Source organism: Acinetobacter sp. YH12040 (assembly GCF_013420005.1).
GTDB classification, from domain to species: Bacteria; Pseudomonadota; Gammaproteobacteria; order Pseudomonadales; family Moraxellaceae; genus Acinetobacter; species Acinetobacter amyesii.
In genome coordinates this window covers 204,864-220,579 of sequence record NZ_VOZB01000003.1, presented here as the reverse complement: position 1 = coordinate 220,579, position 15,716 = coordinate 204,864, and the positions used below count along the sequence as shown (strand labels likewise).

Annotated in this window: 16 protein-coding genes; 13 read left to right on the top strand and 3 right to left on the bottom strand. The window is 41.5% G+C overall.

Annotation, left to right across the window (positions count from 1 at the left end):
- Positions 1-95: 95 nt before the first annotated feature.
- The 13 genes from FTT99_RS04340 (at position 96) to FTT99_RS04280 (ending at position 12,544) form a co-directional block, all read left to right on the top strand.
- On the top strand, positions 96-2,888 hold the full coding sequence (locus tag FTT99_RS04340) for a nitrate reductase (RefSeq protein WP_180129768.1): 2,793 nt from the start codon (positions 96-98) through the stop codon (positions 2,886-2,888).
- The gene (locus FTT99_RS04335) at positions 2,888-3,511 is read left to right on the top strand and encodes a molybdenum cofactor guanylyltransferase (protein WP_373684799.1); all 624 of its coding nucleotides are present in this window, start codon (positions 2,888-2,890) and stop codon (positions 3,509-3,511) included. Before FTT99_RS04340 ends, FTT99_RS04335 begins: the two co-directional genes overlap by 1 nt.
- A 356-nt stretch (positions 3,512-3,867) precedes the next feature.
- A complete protein-coding gene (moaA, locus tag FTT99_RS04330) occupies positions 3,868-4,905 on the top strand; it encodes a GTP 3',8-cyclase MoaA (RefSeq protein ID WP_180129771.1) in 1,038 nt (345 codons plus the stop codon).
- A 2-nt stretch (positions 4,906-4,907) separates the two neighbouring features.
- Positions 4,908-5,159, top strand: a complete 252-nt coding sequence (locus tag FTT99_RS04325; protein ID WP_180161288.1) for a MoaD/ThiS family protein — start codon at positions 4,908-4,910, stop codon at positions 5,157-5,159.
- A 2-nt stretch (positions 5,160-5,161) separates the two neighbouring features.
- Positions 5,162-5,728, top strand: a complete 567-nt coding sequence (locus FTT99_RS04320) for a molybdenum cofactor biosynthesis protein MoaE (RefSeq protein WP_180129773.1) — start codon at positions 5,162-5,164, stop codon at positions 5,726-5,728.
- A gap of 51 nt (positions 5,729-5,779) precedes the next feature.
- Positions 5,780-6,703 carry a bifunctional molybdenum cofactor biosynthesis protein MoaC/MoaB gene (gene moaCB / locus FTT99_RS04315; protein ID WP_180129774.1) on the top strand — a complete coding sequence of 308 codons (924 nt, stop codon included), beginning with the start codon at positions 5,780-5,782 and terminating at the stop codon, positions 6,701-6,703.
- Positions 6,700-7,947, top strand: a complete 1,248-nt coding sequence (locus FTT99_RS04310) for a molybdopterin molybdotransferase MoeA (protein ID WP_180129776.1) — start codon at positions 6,700-6,702, stop codon at positions 7,945-7,947. The genes moaCB and FTT99_RS04310 overlap by 4 nt, the downstream gene beginning before the upstream one ends.
- 9 nt (positions 7,948-7,956) lie before the next feature.
- On the top strand, positions 7,957-8,718 hold the full coding sequence (gene modA / locus FTT99_RS04305) for a molybdate ABC transporter substrate-binding protein (RefSeq protein WP_180129777.1): 762 nt from the start codon (positions 7,957-7,959) through the stop codon (positions 8,716-8,718).
- 3 nt (positions 8,719-8,721) lie between these two features.
- Positions 8,722-9,420 (top strand): molybdate ABC transporter permease subunit, encoded by a 699-nt coding sequence (modB, locus tag FTT99_RS04300; RefSeq protein WP_180129780.1) that lies wholly within the window; start codon positions 8,722-8,724, stop codon positions 9,418-9,420.
- A complete protein-coding gene (locus tag FTT99_RS04295; protein WP_180004427.1) occupies positions 9,407-10,045 on the top strand; it encodes an ATP-binding cassette domain-containing protein in 639 nt (212 codons plus the stop codon). The genes modB and FTT99_RS04295 overlap by 14 nt, the downstream gene beginning before the upstream one ends.
- Before the next feature lie 213 nt (positions 10,046-10,258).
- Complete coding sequence (locus FTT99_RS04290; protein ID WP_180129782.1) at positions 10,259-11,662, top strand: amino acid permease; 1,404 nt, start codon at positions 10,259-10,261, stop codon at positions 11,660-11,662.
- Positions 11,663-11,857: 195 nt separating this feature from the next.
- On the top strand, positions 11,858-12,139 hold the full coding sequence (locus FTT99_RS04285) for a cation efflux protein, CzcI-like (protein WP_257229258.1): 282 nt from the start codon (positions 11,858-11,860) through the stop codon (positions 12,137-12,139).
- Between the two features lie 195 nt (positions 12,140-12,334).
- Positions 12,335-12,544: a hypothetical protein gene (locus FTT99_RS04280; protein WP_180129784.1), complete on the top strand. Its 210-nt coding sequence runs from the start codon at positions 12,335-12,337 to the stop codon at positions 12,542-12,544.
- Positions 12,545-12,587: 43 nt separating this feature from the next.
- On the opposite strand, the gene FTT99_RS04275 is transcribed toward FTT99_RS04280, so the two are convergent.
- The 3 genes from FTT99_RS04275 to FTT99_RS04265 form a co-directional block, all read right to left on the bottom strand.
- Positions 12,588-13,286, bottom strand: coding sequence for a DUF1826 domain-containing protein (locus FTT99_RS04275; RefSeq protein ID WP_111884666.1), 699 nt, complete (start codon positions 13,284-13,286; stop codon positions 12,588-12,590).
- A 128-nt stretch (positions 13,287-13,414) separates the two neighbouring features.
- Positions 13,415-13,651 (bottom strand): VF530 family DNA-binding protein, encoded by a 237-nt coding sequence (locus FTT99_RS04270; RefSeq protein ID WP_078193741.1) that lies wholly within the window; start codon positions 13,649-13,651, stop codon positions 13,415-13,417.
- A gap of 398 nt (positions 13,652-14,049) precedes the next feature.
- Positions 14,050-15,435: an MFS transporter gene (locus tag FTT99_RS04265; protein WP_180129786.1), complete on the bottom strand. Its 1,386-nt coding sequence runs from the start codon at positions 15,433-15,435 to the stop codon at positions 14,050-14,052.
- Positions 15,436-15,716: the final 281 nt, after the last annotated feature.

The following is a 15,716-nucleotide window of genomic DNA, read 5'->3' as shown; positions in this document are numbered from 1 at the left end:
GAATTAAGTGTTGATTAAAAATCTACTTATGCAAGTAGTCTAATATTAAAAATTATTGCAATACCTCGTTAGAATTGGAAAAGGAGCCAGCAGAAGTGAATAGCATCCCGATCGTGGAACTGCATAGCTCCACAGAAAATAAAATTAAAACAACGCAAACCACTTGCCCATACTGCGGTGTCGGTTGCGGCGTGAGCGCAACAGTTGAACAGACTGCTGTAGGGCAAAAAGTGAGCGTGACTGGCGATGCGAACCATCCATCAAACTATGGCAAGCTGTGCATTAAAGGCAGTAACTTAGCCGATACGATTGGATTAGAAACACGTGTTTTACAGCCGATGCTTGGGCGTCAAACATCGCCATTCCATACTCGTCAGGCTACAGATTGGAACACGGCAACAGCACTGATTGCCGAAAAATTTCAGCAATGTATAGATCTGTACGGACGTGAAAGCATCGCTTTTTATGTGTCGGGCCAACTGCTGACGGAGGATTACTATGCCGTTAACAAATTTGTCAAAGGCTATTTAGGTACTGCAAATATTGACACCAATTCACGGCTTTGCATGTCATCGGCTGTGGCGGCACATAAGCGTGCATTTGGTGAAGACCTTGTACCAGCAAGCTATGAAGACTTTGAGCATACAGATATGGTGGTGCTGGTCGGTTCCAATACAGCATGGTGCCATCCCGTGCTGTATCAGCGCATTATGAAAGCCAAAGAAGAACGTGATTTATTCGTGGTGGTCATTGATCCGCGCTTTACCAGTACCTGTGAGGCTGCAGATTTGCATTTGCCAATTTTACCGGGGCAAGATGTCGCACTGTTCAACGGTTTGCTGCAGTATTTAGTACAAAATAACCATGGTGATGTAGATTTTATCGCCAAACATACTCAAGGTTTAGCGCAAGCGCTGGAGCAAAGTAAAACAGAAGCTTCTATGACAGCAGTTGCTGAGCGCACAGGTATTTCTTTAGAAAAATTACAGCTATTTTTTGAAAAATTTGCGCAAACTGACAAAGTTATGTCGCTATTTTCGATGGGGGTTAATCAGTCTTCGCGCGGTGTAGACAAAGCCAACAGCATTATCAATTGCCATTTACTTACAGGCAAAATCGGAAAATTAGGCGCAGCGCCATTTTCTATGACAGGTCAGCCCAATGCGATGGGCGGCCGCGAGGTTGGCGGCTTAGCCAATATGCTGGCTGCGCACTTAGATGTCGATAACACAGCGCATCAGGCATTAGTACAAGAGTTTTGGCAAAGTCCATTTATTGCCAATAAAGCGGGATTAAAAGCGGTTGATCTGTTTCAGGCGGTTGAAAGCGGCAAAATAAAAGTCATCTGGATTATGGCTACCAATCCTGTTGTGAGCTTGCCAGATGCAGATCAAGTCAAACGTGCCTTAGAGCAATGCGAGTTTGTAGTGGTGTCGGACATTTGCAAAGACACAGACACAGCAATATATGCAGATGTGCTTTTACCTGCATTGGGCTGGGGTGAAAAAGACGGAACCGTTACCAATTCTGAACGCCGTATTTCACGTCAAACTGCATTTTTAGATGCGCCGGGTGAAGCCAAAGCAGATTGGTGGTCTATTGCACAAGTCGCGCAAAAGATGGGTTATAGCGGTTTTGACTACAGCAGCAGCTATGACATATTTATTGAACATGCAAAATTATCTGCCTATCAAAATGCGCCTTTAGATCAACGTGATACAACTGAGTCTTTTCGCTACTTTAACTTGCAGGGTTTAAGTAAGTTATCTGCACAAGATTATGCTGAATTAAAGCCCGTGCAATGGCCAGTTTGGCAGTTAGATCAGAGCGTTGATGCAGTCAGCCGTTTGTTTTCAGCAGGTCAATTCAGCCATCCCGATGCCAAAGCTAAGTTTGTCGCAATAACCGCTATTGACCCTTTGAACAAGATTTGCGGCGAATATCCGCTGGTTTTAAATACTGGACGTATCCGTGATCAATGGCACACCATGAGCCGTACGGGTTTATCTGCAAACTTGAGTACACATATCGCCGAACCATTTTGTGAAATACACCCGCAAGATGCACTGAAGTTTGGTGTTAAAGATGGGGAACTGGTTGAGGTGAAATCTAACTGGGGCTTATGTATTTTACGTGCACAGGTCAGCAGTAAAATTCGACGCGGTCAAATCTTTGCGCCAATTCATTGGAATGACCAAGTCGCATCGGATGCGCGTATAGGCAAAGTGGTGAATCCTGTGGTCGATGCACTATCTGGTGAGCCTGAATTTAAACATACACCTGTATTTGTACAGCCGTTTTATACACAGTGGCAAGGTGTACTGTATGTACGTGACGGCTTTGAGCAAATGGTGCAAAACACAATTCAAAACACGGTGTGGTGGACCAAAATTAAAACAGCGAAAGCGACACGTTTTGAGTTGGCAGATCGTAAAAAATTTAGAAACACGGTTCAGCAGCTGAAAATATTACTGCCATTTACCGATGAAAGCTTTGAATGGCTGAATTTGGAAGATCAAACTGCCGATTTGAGTCATACCGTGGTGCTGCAAGATGGGCATTTAATTGCCAGTCTATATATTGCGCAGCGCTCTATGCTGCCAGACCGTGATTGGATTGCTGGCATGTTTAAGCGTGAACGTCTAAGTGCAATGCACCGCAAAGCGCTGCTTGCAGGTCAGCCGATGAACATGACTAACAGTGCAGGTCCGCTGGTGTGCAGCTGCTTTAAAGTCGGTAAAAATACCATTATTGAAACCATTAAAGAAAAGAATATTACCCATGAAAAACAAGTTACTGCATGTTTAAAGGCCGGCGGCAATTGCGGTTCGTGCTTATCAGAAATTCGAGGCTTAATTAAAGCCTGTCAGACGGAGTACGCAGAATGATGAAGAAAATCACCAAATCAGTAAGCTATCCAGAAACAGACTTGGTTATTTTGGCGGGCGGTCAGGCCCGCAGAATGAACGGCATGAATAAAGTGCTGCAAAAATTTGATAATGAAATTCAGCTGATTAAGATCCATCAGCAGTTGAAATCACGAGCTGAAAATGTCTGGATCAACAGCCATCGCGATCATTCGATTTATAAACGGCTCATTCCCTCGATCCGCTTTTATCAAGATGATGAAGCCGGATTTTTAGGGCCATTGATGGGGATGAAAAGCGCGTGGTCACATGTTGAGTCTGATTATGTTTTGTTTGTCTCGTGCGATGTGACCTATATCCCGAAGAAAGTGCTTTCGAGATTGCATCAGGCCATGCAGCGGGATCCCTTGTGTGAAGTAGCTGTAGTGGAAATTAATGGCAAAGCGCTGTATCCATTTTGTTTGCTGAAACGAAGCAGTCTCACAATGCTGCAGGTGCATCTTGATCAAAAACAGCGCAGTTTAAAAGGCTGTTTTGCCGAAATGCGCATGCAAGTTGCACGTTTTCAAAATAATGCACTCTTTTTTCACAGCATTAACTCTCTAGATGAGCTGCAGCAGCACCGTCAGCTGAATTTTCTCTAAAAGCTGTACCTTTTGCGGAGCTTTCATTTCAAATAATGAGCCTAATGTGCTGTTTTTGAACCCAGAGAGAAAATCTACAGCCAATATGAAGCTTTTGAGCATGATATCTAGAGATAAAACAGACTGCTTTTATACCTTAAATAATGGGCTTAACGGCAATTTATATTTTTAATTGCTATTAGTTATTTATAAGTTATTGATTTTGTGTGTCAAAAAAACAAACCAAATCCTCTGAAATAAATATTCAAAAAAGCGCAAAGTTGGAACACTTATTGCAATTTTTACTGCAAGAAAAGAGGGCGCAAAATTTGTACTGAGCTAAGACAGGGCAAATGACAGCACCATGGAAGATAAACATGAACAGCATGACACAATTACAGCCAGCGACCATTTTTAAGGATCAGTTTGGCCGTGAAAAACGCAAATTGCGCATTTCAGTGACAGACCGCTGTAATTTTAAATGTGTCTATTGTATGCCTGAACATCCTGAATGGATGAAAAAACATAATCTTCTTAGTTTTGAATCACTTTACAATTTTTGTGAGTTTATGGTGCTGCGCGGGATTGATCAAATCCGGATCACCGGCGGTGAACCTCTTATGCGTCAAGGCGTTGTACATTTTATTGAACAGCTGCAGCACCTCAGAAATCTAGGCCTTAAACGTATTTCCATGACAACCAATGGACATTATCTGAAGCAATATGCACAGGCCCTAAAACAAGCTGGCCTAGATGGCATAAATATCAGCTTAGACAGTTTGGATGAAGCGCAATTTTTCCAGCTGACACAAAAACAATTACAGCCTGTATTAGACGGGATTGAAGCTGCTCAGCAAGCGGGCTTTGAAATAAAAATCAATGCTGTGTTAATGAAAGGTCTAAATGAACAGCAAATCATTCCATTAACAAAATGGGCGCTGCAACAAGGTTTCGAACTGCGGTTTATCGAGTTTATGCCGCTGGATGGTGATCAAAACTGGTCTAAAGCTGCGGTCGTTACCGAACAAGACATACTGGATAAACTCAATACTGTTTTTGAAGTGCAAACAGTGCACGGTCAAGGTGCGTCACCAGCCAGATCATACTTAATCAACGGCTTGCCTATAGGCATTATTTCAACCATCAGCAATTCTTTTTGCGGCAGCTGCGACCGTTTGAGACTGAATGCGCAAGGCGAGTTTTTTAACTGCCTGTTTGCCCGAAAAGGTTTAAATCTCAGCCATGAAATTCAGCAGCTGAAAAGCAGTAAAACAACAGAGTTAATGCCGCTCGATGCAATGGCTTTGCAGCAAAAATTAGGCAGTTATATTTGGCAGAAGGAGCAAGGCTTTCATGCCATAACAGCTCAATCCAGTCCATCTAGAAAAATCAGCATGCATATGATTGGAGGCTAATGATGAGTCAGATCACCATCAAAATAGAATCTTTTGGCGCTATTGAACGCCTGCTGCCAGCGAATTTAAGTCTGACTTGCTTGGCACAGCAATCAATTGCAGAGGTTTTACAGCAAGTTACAGATCAATTTCCGGAGTCATTCAGCATGCTTGAACGCTGCGCCTGTGCCATTGGGGAAGATATTGTGCCAAGGCAAACCGCATTGGTGCAGGAAAGCACCGTTGTGCTGCTGTCACCTGTGGCGGGAGGCTGAATATGGAGCTCAAGCATATTTCACGCATACAAGATACGGTATTCAGCCAAGCTGATTTTGACAGCATTGAGGCATTTCCTGAATGTGGCGGTATAGGTGTATTTATTGGCGCGGTGCGTAATCACCATGAAGGCAAAGCGGTAAAAGCTTTGAAATATACAGCTTATGCGCCTGTGGCTGAAAAAATGATCCGTCAAATTGAGCAGGAAATTCAAGCCAAATACGGCGTGTCATATGTACGGGTTGTACACCGTATTGGTGCGCTGCAGGTCGGTGATACGGCCATTATCGCAATGGTCTATGCGCCGCACCGCCGTGAGGCTTTTGCAGCCTGTGAAGAAGCGGTTGAACGGGTTAAGCATGAAGTACCGGTGTGGAAAGAAGAGTTTTATATGGATGGCAGCAGTCAATATGTAGAGGGCTGCTGTATTCGTAAGGATCACGCGCCTGAAGTGGCAGATCACGAAACGAAGCATACACATATCCATGGCGAGTCATGTGAACATTCACACCAAAGCAGCCATCAGACTATGCATTTGAATGCCAATATTTATCAATGGCATCTATAAAACCTCAAATTTAATACTGCACATGCAAATGAATAAGATAAGGACAAAGCAATGAAAAATGTGGGCATGAAAGCGGAAAGTTACCGTACAGCCATTGCAACTGGAATACTGCATGCACCGCCACATTGCATTGAACTGCTGCGTAATGGCAATACAGAAAAAGGCGACGCGCTGAAAACCGCACGTATTGCAGGTATTTTGGGCGCTAAACGTACCGATGAACTGATTCCTTTATGCCATCCGCTGCCGATCTACCGTGCGGATGTGGAGTATGAGTTGGGTGAGGCACAGGTTGAAATTATTGCTACTGTAGAAACCATTGGGCCTACAGGGGTAGAAATGGAAGCTTTAACTGCTGTCAGCCTTGCAGGTTTAACGCTGTATGACATGCTTAAACCGCACTGTGAACCTGAAGATTTATGCTTAGATCAAGTGAAACTGCAAAAGAAAAAAGGCGGTAAATCACATTTTACCCGTGTATTAAAAGAAAGCTTATCGGCTTCGATTATTGTGCTTTCAGATACAGTTGCTGCCGGTAAAAAACCGGATACTGCGGGGCAAAATGTCCTCGAAATTTTAGAAGAAGCAAACTTCAGCAACATCAGCTATCAAGTGATACCAGACAGTCCTGAACAGCTTTTGGCTCTTGTTGAACAGCATAAGGCGCAATATCCGCTGATTTTGACTGTCGGCGGTACAGGTCTTGGCCCTAAAGATTTAACCGTTGAAACCATTCAGCCGCTGTTAAAACGGGAAATTCCTGGGCTAATGGAAGCATCCCGCAGTTTTGGGCAGAAACGTACGCCTTATGCAGCGCTCAGCCGCGGTGTTGCTGGCTATATTGATGACAGTTTAGTGATTACACTGCCGGGCAGCAGACAAGGCGCAAAAGAATCACTGGTTGCCATTTTACCTGCCTTGGTACATCTCTTTGATGTGCAGAAAAATATTCCCCACGCAGGAGGCTACCAATGAACCAAGCCGTATTGCATACAGGCTGCGGTGCTGAAGCAGGACTGATTTCAGTGGACGAAGCACTTGCGCTGATTCAGACACATACGCAAAATTTAGCGCATGAAACTTTGGCGCTTCAGCACGCTTTAGGCCGTTATTTGGCGGCAGATGTGCATTCACAAATTCAGCTGCCTTTATTTGCACAAAGCGCAGTTGATGGCTATGCCATTTGTGCAGCGGGTGAAATTAAAGCAGGCACTCAATTTGAGCTCATTGGAGAAATCCGTGCAGGGCAAACGGCTGAAACTATTTTAAAAGCAGGCCAAGCTGTCCGGATATTTACTGGCGCACCGATTCCGGAAGGTACGGCAACTGTGGCGCGGCAAGAAATAGTGAAGGCGGATACACAGCAGATTGAGCTGACTGCAGCCTTAAACTCGCATGCAGATATTAGAGATGCCGGTGAGGAAATTTCAGTTGGACAATGTTTAGCAGCTCGTGGTCAAAAGCTGATGGTCGGCGCAATTGCAGCACTCAGTATGGCTGGTATTTCACACTGCGAAGTTTTTGCCTATCCAAAAATTGCTGTCGTAATAACAGGTGATGAAGTTGCGCAAAATATAGAAGATTACCGTGCAGGTAAAATATTTGATGCCAATGCACCGCTGATTTCAGCATGGTTTCAGTCGCAGCACGTCCAAGTTGAAGTGATTCATATTGCAGATGAAAAACAGGCGGTTTTAGATTTATTCAACCGTTTAAAAGACAGCTTTGATTTAATTTTAACGACTGGCGGCGTATCTGTAGGTGATTATGATTTTGTTCGTCCCGCAGCTTTGGACATCGGTTTTCAGCAAATTTTCTGGAAAGTGAAACAAAAACCCGGCAAACCAATGCTGTTTGCACAATATCGGCGTCCAGACAGCACCTCCTGTTATTTACTCGGACTGCCGGGCAATCCCGCTGCTATATATGTCGGTATGCAAATTTATACAGATTCACTGCTTAAAGCATTACAAGGTCAAACAACTCCTTTGGAATGGTTTAGCGGTGTGATCACACATGATTTAAAAGCAGATGCGCGAGAACGGTTTTTAAGAATGTCAGTTCGGTTTGAGCAAGGTGCTGTGCAGCTGACCAGTTTAGCTAAACAGCAGTCCCACATGTTGAGCAATCTTATGCAAGCCAATTGTCTTGTTCGTATTCCTGCTGGTCAGTCTGTACAGGCAGGTAATCTTCTTCAAGGTTTGCTGATACAGCAGTAGGAGCATGCTATGCATATTCGACTTACTTTTTTAGCTGTACTTTGCGGTACAGCAAGTATGGTGCAAGCGGAAACGGTAAAAATATATGCTGCTGCCAGTTTGACGAATGCGATTACTGATATTGCAAAACAATTCCAAGCACAGAATCCAGAAACTAAAATCGTACCTGTTTTTGGCGCTTCATCTGCTTTGGCTAAACAAATCGAAGCTGGCGCACCAAGTGACCTATTCTTTTCGGCGGATCAGGATTGGATGAATTACTTGGTGCAAAAGCAAAAAGTATCAGCCAAACATGTACACGCTGTGCTGTCTAATGATTTGGTACTGATTACGCCTAAAACAAGCACTGTACAATTTAAAGCCGTGCCGCAGTTTAATTTTGCACAGTCTTTTCAAGGGCACTTATGTACTGGGCAAATGGAGTCCGTACCTGTAGGTAAATATGCAAAACAAAGCCTAACAAAGTTGGGCTGGATGCCAAATTTAACTGGCCGAATAGTTGGAACGGATGATGTTCGTTCGGCTTTGGCATTTGTAGAGCGCGGTGAATGCCAAACAGGTATTGTCTACCGTACAGATGCCATGATTAGCCAAAAAGTTAAAATCGATGGCGTTTTTCCTAATAGTACACATCAGCCGATTATTTACCCGCTCACTTTAACAAGCCAAGGTGCAGCAAAGCCTGAGGCGGTGAAGTTTTACCGTTACCTTAAAGATCAAACTCAAAGCAAAATCATCTTTAAGCAATATGGTTTTGGCGTGAAAGGTTAAAGCATGCTTAGCCCAGAAGAGTGGAGTGCGCTGTATCTATCAGCCAAGGTTGCCATTTGTGCAACTTTATTTTGCTTACCATTTGCAATTGCACTGGCATGGGTTTTAGCACGTTATGATTTTCACTTGAAGTTTATAGTTGAAGCTTTATTGCAAATGCCCATGGTATTGCCGCCAGTCGTTTTGGGTTATCTGTTGTTGATTTTATTTGGTTCAAATGGCTGGATTGGGCAGCTGTTAAGTGCATGGGGAATACAGTTGGCATTTAATTGGAAAGGCGCCGTTTTAGCATCCATGATTGTGTCATTTCCGCTGATTGTGCAGCCGATCCGTTTGTCTTTTCAAATGATTAATCAGCAGCTGGAACAGGTTGCAGGCTCACTAGGCGCGCATCCGTTACGGGTATTTGCATCAATTAGCCTGCCGCTGGCATTGCCGGGCATTTTAATCGGGAGCATTTTAGGATTTAGCCGAAGTTTAGGCGAATTTGGCGCAACCATTACCTTTGTCGGCAATATTCCAGATGAAACCCGAACCATTCCTATCGCCATTTATTCGTTGATACAGCAGCCAAATGGTGAAGAGGCCGCAATGCGTTTAGTGATCCTTTCATTGCTGGCGGCTTTTGGCGCATTGATTGCCAATTATTATATTTTACAGCGCTATCAGCGAAAACTCGGAGCCGACCATGCTTCAGTGTGATTTTCAGTTTCAATACACCGATTTTAAGTTGCAGGCTCGGCTGCAGATGCAGGATCAGCTGCTGGGCATTATGGGGCCATCAGGCAGCGGCAAGTCTACGCTGCTGAAAAATTTGGTTGGTTTGCTGCAGCCGCAGCAAGGTTATATATCGCTGAATCAGCGTGATGTGTTCGATACGGCGCAGAAGATTAACGTGCCGATGCATCAACGCAGTATTGCGCTGATTTTTCAAAAAGCATGGCTTTTTCCGCATATGAATGTGCAGCAAAATCTGCAATATGCGGAGAACTTAGGCGCTCAGGAAAATGCGAAATTTAAATTTGAGCAAGTGACTAATCTGCTTGAGTTACAGCCACTGCTCAAACGGCGGGCGCATGAACTTTCTGGCGGTGAGGCGCAGCGCGTTTCCATAGGACGCGCATTGCTGTCACAGCCTGACTTACTGCTGTTAGATGAACCGCTGACAGGACTGGACCGCAGGCTGAAAGATCAAATATTGCCATTTTTAAACACGGTGAAAGAACAGTTGGCGCTGCCGATGATATATGTTACGCATCATGGCGATGAGTTAGATTATTTAAAAGCCCATATTTTGTATCTAGAAAATGGTCAAATAAGTTTTTAAATAAATATAAATTATATAAGTAATAACAGTGAATTAGATGAAAAAATGGTATTAAGCTGCATCTTAAAGTTTTGATTAGAACTATGAAAAACTCATTTTCTAGATTAAATTGTTACAAAACAAGGGAGAACACAGCGTTTTCCCTTTTTTATTCCTAATGATCTTGGAAATAATGATTTGTACGACTGACCGTGCAGACAGGGAATCTAATCGATGCATGATGATAGCTTAGCCACACATAATTCAACTGCAAAACTGGGTGCAGGGCTATCTAATCGGCATATTACAATGATCAGTATTGGTGGTGTAATTGGTGCTGGACTGTTTGTTGGATCATCTGCTGCGATTGCAAAAGCAGGGCCTGCCGCCGTTCTTGCTTATATTACTACCAGTATTTTGGTTTTTTTAATCATGCGAATGTTGGGAGAAATGGCTGTAGCTCAACCTGACACCGGCTCATTTTCAACCTATGCAAGAAAAGCCATTGGGCCTTGGGCGGGCTTTACCATCGGATGGTTATATTGGTGGTTTTGGGTTTTAGTTATTCCAATTGAAGCAATCGCTGGTGCAGAAATTCTGCATGCATGGTTTCCTTCAATATCAAGTGCTGTATTTGCGACATTCTTTATTGTGCTTCTCAGTTTAGCGAACTTTTTTAGTACTCGGAGTTTTGGTGAGTTTGAATTTTGGTTTTCTCTGATAAAAGTCTTGGCTATTGTAATTTTTATCGCCATTGGACTCACCGCCATATTGGGGTTTTGGCCTTTAGCACCTAATGTAAGTGGTGTAGAAAATCTATTTAAAAATGATGGATTTATGCCAAATGGCCTGGGTGGTGTACTTTCAGCAATATTGATTTCAGCATTTTCATTCTTTGGTGTAGAAATACTGTCTATCGCTGCAGCAGAATCAAAAGATCCTGAACAAAAAATTAAACGTGCAACCAATTTAGTACTGTATCGGGTCATCTTATTTTTTGTGGTTTCAATTTTTATAACGGTTGCACTGGTAGATTGGCGTTCACCACAATTACAACAATTAGGCACTTTCCAATATGTCTTGGTCAGTTTAAATGTCCCTCAATCCAAATTGATTATTGATAGTGTAGTCTTTATTGCGGTTGCAAGTTGTATGAATGCTGCACTTTATAGTTCATCAAGGATGCTATTTTCATTGGGGACACGCAAAGAAGCACCTCAATGGGTCACATCAATTAATGCCTCTGGTGTGCCTGCAATTGCAGTATTGGCATCGTCTGTAGTGGGCTTAATTTGCTGTGCAGTCAATTATTTATTTCCAGGCCAAGTATTTGGATTTTTACTGTCTACAACAGGTTCAATTGCCTTATTGGTTTATTTAGTGATTGCATTTTCACAGCTTAAATTGAGAACACAAATCGAAAAAAATGGAACTGAGGTTGCGTTTAAAATGTGGCTATTTCCATGGCTGACATGGGCTGTCATTATTGTGATTTTAAGTGTGCTGATCTATATGTTTTTATCTCCAGCCTACAGTTATGAGACTTCATTGTCCTTAGGTGTCACAACATTGGTGGTTCTCTGCGGCTTAGTTGTGACAAGAAAAGCTAATTTGAAGAATGATTCAGAACTAAATTAAAAAAGGTTTCGCCGATAAAAATTGTAATCATGAACCAATGGATTGTCTTTAGAATGTGTCATGTCAGGGGATTAAAGCGAATGCGTTACGTTATATCTCTATGGCAATCCACTTTTAAGACAAATTCAAAGATTCACTTGACCTTCGACCGACTCCAAGCTTTATAATCGTTAAAATTTTCTTGATTGATGCAATATGCGTTCTGCGACATGGATAACAGTCTTAGTCGGATTGTTCATGTTCCAAACCCTTTGGAACGTGGCAGCCGCTTTCTGTGTGCATGAAGAGCAAACCCAAGTTGTTCAAAGCTATCATTTTGGTCATCATCAAAATACCTTATGCGTCAGCAGTGAAACCAATCCACAGCATTCGTTGCATCAAGCATCTGAATCAAGTAATAAACCAGTCAAAAATACCGCAAGTGATCTGCAACTCGGTGAAGATCATCAAGACCATTTGCCGTCTATGACGCATTAGATTGTACAAAATCAACAATCGATTCTTTTTATTGCGCATCAGGCCTTTGAATATTTGCCAAAATTTGTTTGGACGAATCTTTATCAAGCGCCTGATCTCTTACTGCAAACACCTCCTCCTGTTTATGCCCCGCTAATGGCGGGATAGCCTAAAACATTCCCGCCACTTTTTTTTAATAAATGAGTGGGAAAAATCATGTCTTTATATTTTACGGCGTTTATACGTCTAGGCTTAGCTGTTGGTATTTCGATGGCCTTACAAAGTACTTTTGCTAAAAATGTCAGCAATTTCGAATCTGCATTTGCCAAGGTACAATACGACCAAGCACAAACAGATATTTGGCTACTGCCAGTGCTTTACCGCTGCCTTAATACAGCTCGATCTCAATTACGGTTCATTCATTAGACAGAATGGATCGTATGGACTCAGGATTTATCAATATTTAAAATCAGCAAATCAGCATAAGCCGATATTCACCTGCATTTTCAACAGGTGCGCGGTGCACACAAGGTAAAACTGGCTGTGTAGGATGATCCACCGCTAAACGCCATAGATGACCATTGCCTAAATTTACAGGCACAGCATTGTCTTTGAGTTGATAATGTAAATCAAAAAAATATTCCTTTAAAAAGTCATCAAACTCTGAGTCAGGGCCATCGTATAAAGCTTTGAGTTGATCTCGTATTTCAGGAATTAAGATTTTTTGTGTGACTTGATCATTTGGCACAATATCACTGGAAGCACCATAATACGTACATAAAAAGGTATCGGTAGCGATGGGTGATCGATCAACATGAAAAGAATAAACATCGGTTGAGATGAAATCGAATTCATCATCGCGTTCATAACATTTAAGCAAATTCAGCGAGGGTGATGCACCAAATGCTGTTAATTGTTGCATGTCATTTAAAATGATTTCTCTAGCTAAATGACCTTGCGCTGAAAGCTTTAATTCCATCAGATCATCTATAGAAACTTCAGTAATATTTTCAATCAGTTCGAGTTTTTTGACTACTTCTTTAAAGTCACCTTGTAAGCTACGTTGCCAGCAAAGCGCATTCATTTGACCTTCGAAATGACTGTGAATCAATTCAGAAAATGTAGTAACTACACCAATTTGAGGATGCTGGGAAAAAGGATTGCTCATAATAGGGATCGAATTAAATCTGAGGCGAAGATACTGCGTGCAAGGAATAGCTAGAAGGATTCAGCAGTTTCATTTTATCTTAAAACACACACTGCTATACAAGATTATTTGAGCTTAGGTATTAATCGTTATGCTTTCTGTTTGGCTTTTTGGCGTAAGACATACAAATATAAGCTTTCTACTTTTTCACGTGCCCAAGGTGTAGTACGTAAGAATCGTAGTGATGATTTAACGCTTGGATCTATGCAAAAACATCTAATTTCAATTTTACGGCTTAAGCCCTCAAAACCGCCGTAGTAATCCAATAATTCATCCAAGATGTCAGCAAGTTTTTTGCCGTGTAAAGGGTCATTGGAGGTGCTCATATTAGATCAATCGTATTTTGGGAGACGATCATTATAACCTGAGCGAGTTGAAAAAAGTGGGAGCTTGAACTGAAATGTGATTCATATTCAATATTTAACATATTTCCGAAGCTATTTTGCAAGACTAAGATTGCTTAAAAACAAAGAAGCACTCTAGATAAGATCTTGGGTATGAAGATTTATAAGCGTAAAATCAATAAAAGAAGAATTGGCATTCAGAAAATAATTAATTTAAACAATTCATTTTTAGTTAGTCAGCCTTATACTTCTTTTGACTGTTTATATATGCAGAAATTTATAAGCATCAGTCAAGAAAAAACTCGGATTGAAAAGTCCGAGTCAAGTCTTATTTTTAATGACATCATGTGCAAGTCATTTTAAAAATCTAAACGCTAAGATTATTTCCAAACTAATGGCGATTTCTTTTGTGCATTCTCAGCTTCATCGGTTGGTTCCAGTGTAATACCTGTGCGGTCTTTAAGTACACAGATTGCAATGAAAGCAATAACAGCCATAACCGTCAGATAGGTGCTTACCAAGAAAATGCCGTTAGCTTTAGTGATTAAAGCTGCAGCAATCAGGGGAGCAAATGCACCACCAATGATTGAACCCAGTGCATAAGTAATCGAAATACCAGAGAATCGAATAGATGCAGGAAAGAGTTCAGAATAATAAACAGCTTGCACACCATAGGTGATTCCAATTCCCATAGCGAGTATTGCTAAACCAAGCATAATGTATACATATTCACCAGTGCTAACCAATGGGAATAAGAATAGTGCAGTTAAAATTTGGATGATTGAACCTAAAATATAAATAGGTTTTCGACCAAATTTATCGGACATGACTGCTGAAAGCCAAGTAAAGAATGTCCAAATGACTGCAGAAGTACAGACTAAATTCAAAATTGTTGGTCGATCTAACGCCATACCATTTGGATTAGTAGTAAAACTTTGAATGAAACCGCCTGCTGTCATATAACCTAGTGAAGTTGTACCAGCAGTAAGAAGGGAAGCTGTTAAAATAAGTTGTTTATACTCAGAAAATAGTTCCCGTATTGGTTTTTTTGCTGTGCCTTTACGCTCTTTTAATTGTTCGAACACTGGACTTTCTTCAACTGAGCGACGAATCCAATAGCCTAAACCAAATAAAATAATACTGAGTAAAAATGGTACGCGCCATCCCCATTCTAAAAATGCGTCACCAGGAGAAACATAAGCGGTCATAATCACCAGAACAAAGGATGCAAGTAACAAACCTAGTGGTACACCTAACTGTGGAAATGAACTAAATAAGCCACGTTTTTTGGTAGGAGCGTGTTCAACAGCCATTAATACAGCTCCACCCCATTCACCACCTGCAGAAATACCTTGTAAAATACGCAATAAAATTAAAATGATCGGAGCTGCGATACCAATATTCTCATAGGTTGGAAGTAAACCAATCATGGTCGTCGTCCCACCCATCAAAAGCAAAGTCATAGCGAGTACAGCTTTACGTCCTAATTTATCGCCAAAGTAACCTGCAATAAAGGCACCAAAGGGTCTGAAAATAAAACTAATACCAATCGAGGCGAAGACTAATAGGGTTCCGAAAGCAGGTCCGGCAGGTGTAAAAAAAAGTTGGTTAAAAACTAAACCTGCAACAGCAGCATAAATAAAATAATCATACCACTCGATGGTGGTACCAACGATGGTTGCTAAAGCAATTTTCTGTGTCCTCGATTGTTCGGGGATATCCATTGCAAGTTCTGGTGTATTCATTTCTATTTGCGAATTATTCATGCGAAATTCCTTTTATTCATGTCCATAAAACTACCTACTTTGATTAAAATCGCAGGTTGCTTGATGCAACCAACTGTTTCTAAAACCATTGTTTTGTCATTCATTTTGCAACTTCCTGTGCAAAGCTATTATTGAAATATATTTGATACATTTATTATTTATTTTAGTTTTAAAAAGTATCATTAATTGAATTTAGGTTGAAATTCATTATTCGTCAATGCTATTTACAAAAAAAGATACAGATAAATCTATAATATAAAAAAAAGGAATCATATTGATTC

Excerpts from the sequence above, each read along its gene's own strand:
- FTT99_RS04335 (WP_373684799.1), top strand. The coding sequence starts at position 2,888 with ATGAAGAAAATCACCAAATCAGTAAGCTATCCAGAAACAGACTTGGTT.
- moaA (WP_180129771.1), top strand. The coding sequence starts at position 3,868 with ATGAACAGCATGACACAATTACAGCCAGCGACCATTTTTAAGGATCAG.
- FTT99_RS04325 (WP_180161288.1), top strand. The coding sequence starts at position 4,908 with ATGAGTCAGATCACCATCAAAATAGAATCTTTTGGCGCTATTGAACGC.
- FTT99_RS04320 (WP_180129773.1), top strand. The coding sequence starts at position 5,162 with ATGGAGCTCAAGCATATTTCACGCATACAAGATACGGTATTCAGCCAA.
- moaCB (WP_180129774.1), top strand. The coding sequence starts at position 5,780 with ATGAAAAATGTGGGCATGAAAGCGGAAAGTTACCGTACAGCCATTGCA.
- FTT99_RS04310 (WP_180129776.1), top strand. The coding sequence starts at position 6,700 with ATGAACCAAGCCGTATTGCATACAGGCTGCGGTGCTGAAGCAGGACTG.
- modA (WP_180129777.1), top strand. The coding sequence starts at position 7,957 with ATGCATATTCGACTTACTTTTTTAGCTGTACTTTGCGGTACAGCAAGT.
- modB (WP_180129780.1), top strand. The coding sequence starts at position 8,722 with ATGCTTAGCCCAGAAGAGTGGAGTGCGCTGTATCTATCAGCCAAGGTT.
- FTT99_RS04295 (WP_180004427.1), top strand. The coding sequence starts at position 9,407 with ATGCTTCAGTGTGATTTTCAGTTTCAATACACCGATTTTAAGTTGCAG.
- FTT99_RS04290 (WP_180129782.1), top strand. The coding sequence starts at position 10,259 with ATGCATGATGATAGCTTAGCCACACATAATTCAACTGCAAAACTGGGT.
- FTT99_RS04285 (WP_257229258.1), top strand. The coding sequence starts at position 11,858 with ATGCGTTCTGCGACATGGATAACAGTCTTAGTCGGATTGTTCATGTTC.
- FTT99_RS04280 (WP_180129784.1), top strand. The coding sequence starts at position 12,335 with ATGTCTTTATATTTTACGGCGTTTATACGTCTAGGCTTAGCTGTTGGT.
- FTT99_RS04275 (WP_111884666.1), bottom strand. The coding sequence starts at position 13,286 with ATGAGCAATCCTTTTTCCCAGCATCCTCAAATTGGTGTAGTTACTACA.
- FTT99_RS04270 (WP_078193741.1), bottom strand. The coding sequence starts at position 13,651 with ATGAGCACCTCCAATGACCCTTTACACGGCAAAAAACTTGCTGACATC.
- FTT99_RS04265 (WP_180129786.1), bottom strand. The coding sequence starts at position 15,435 with ATGAATAATTCGCAAATAGAAATGAATACACCAGAACTTGCAATGGAT.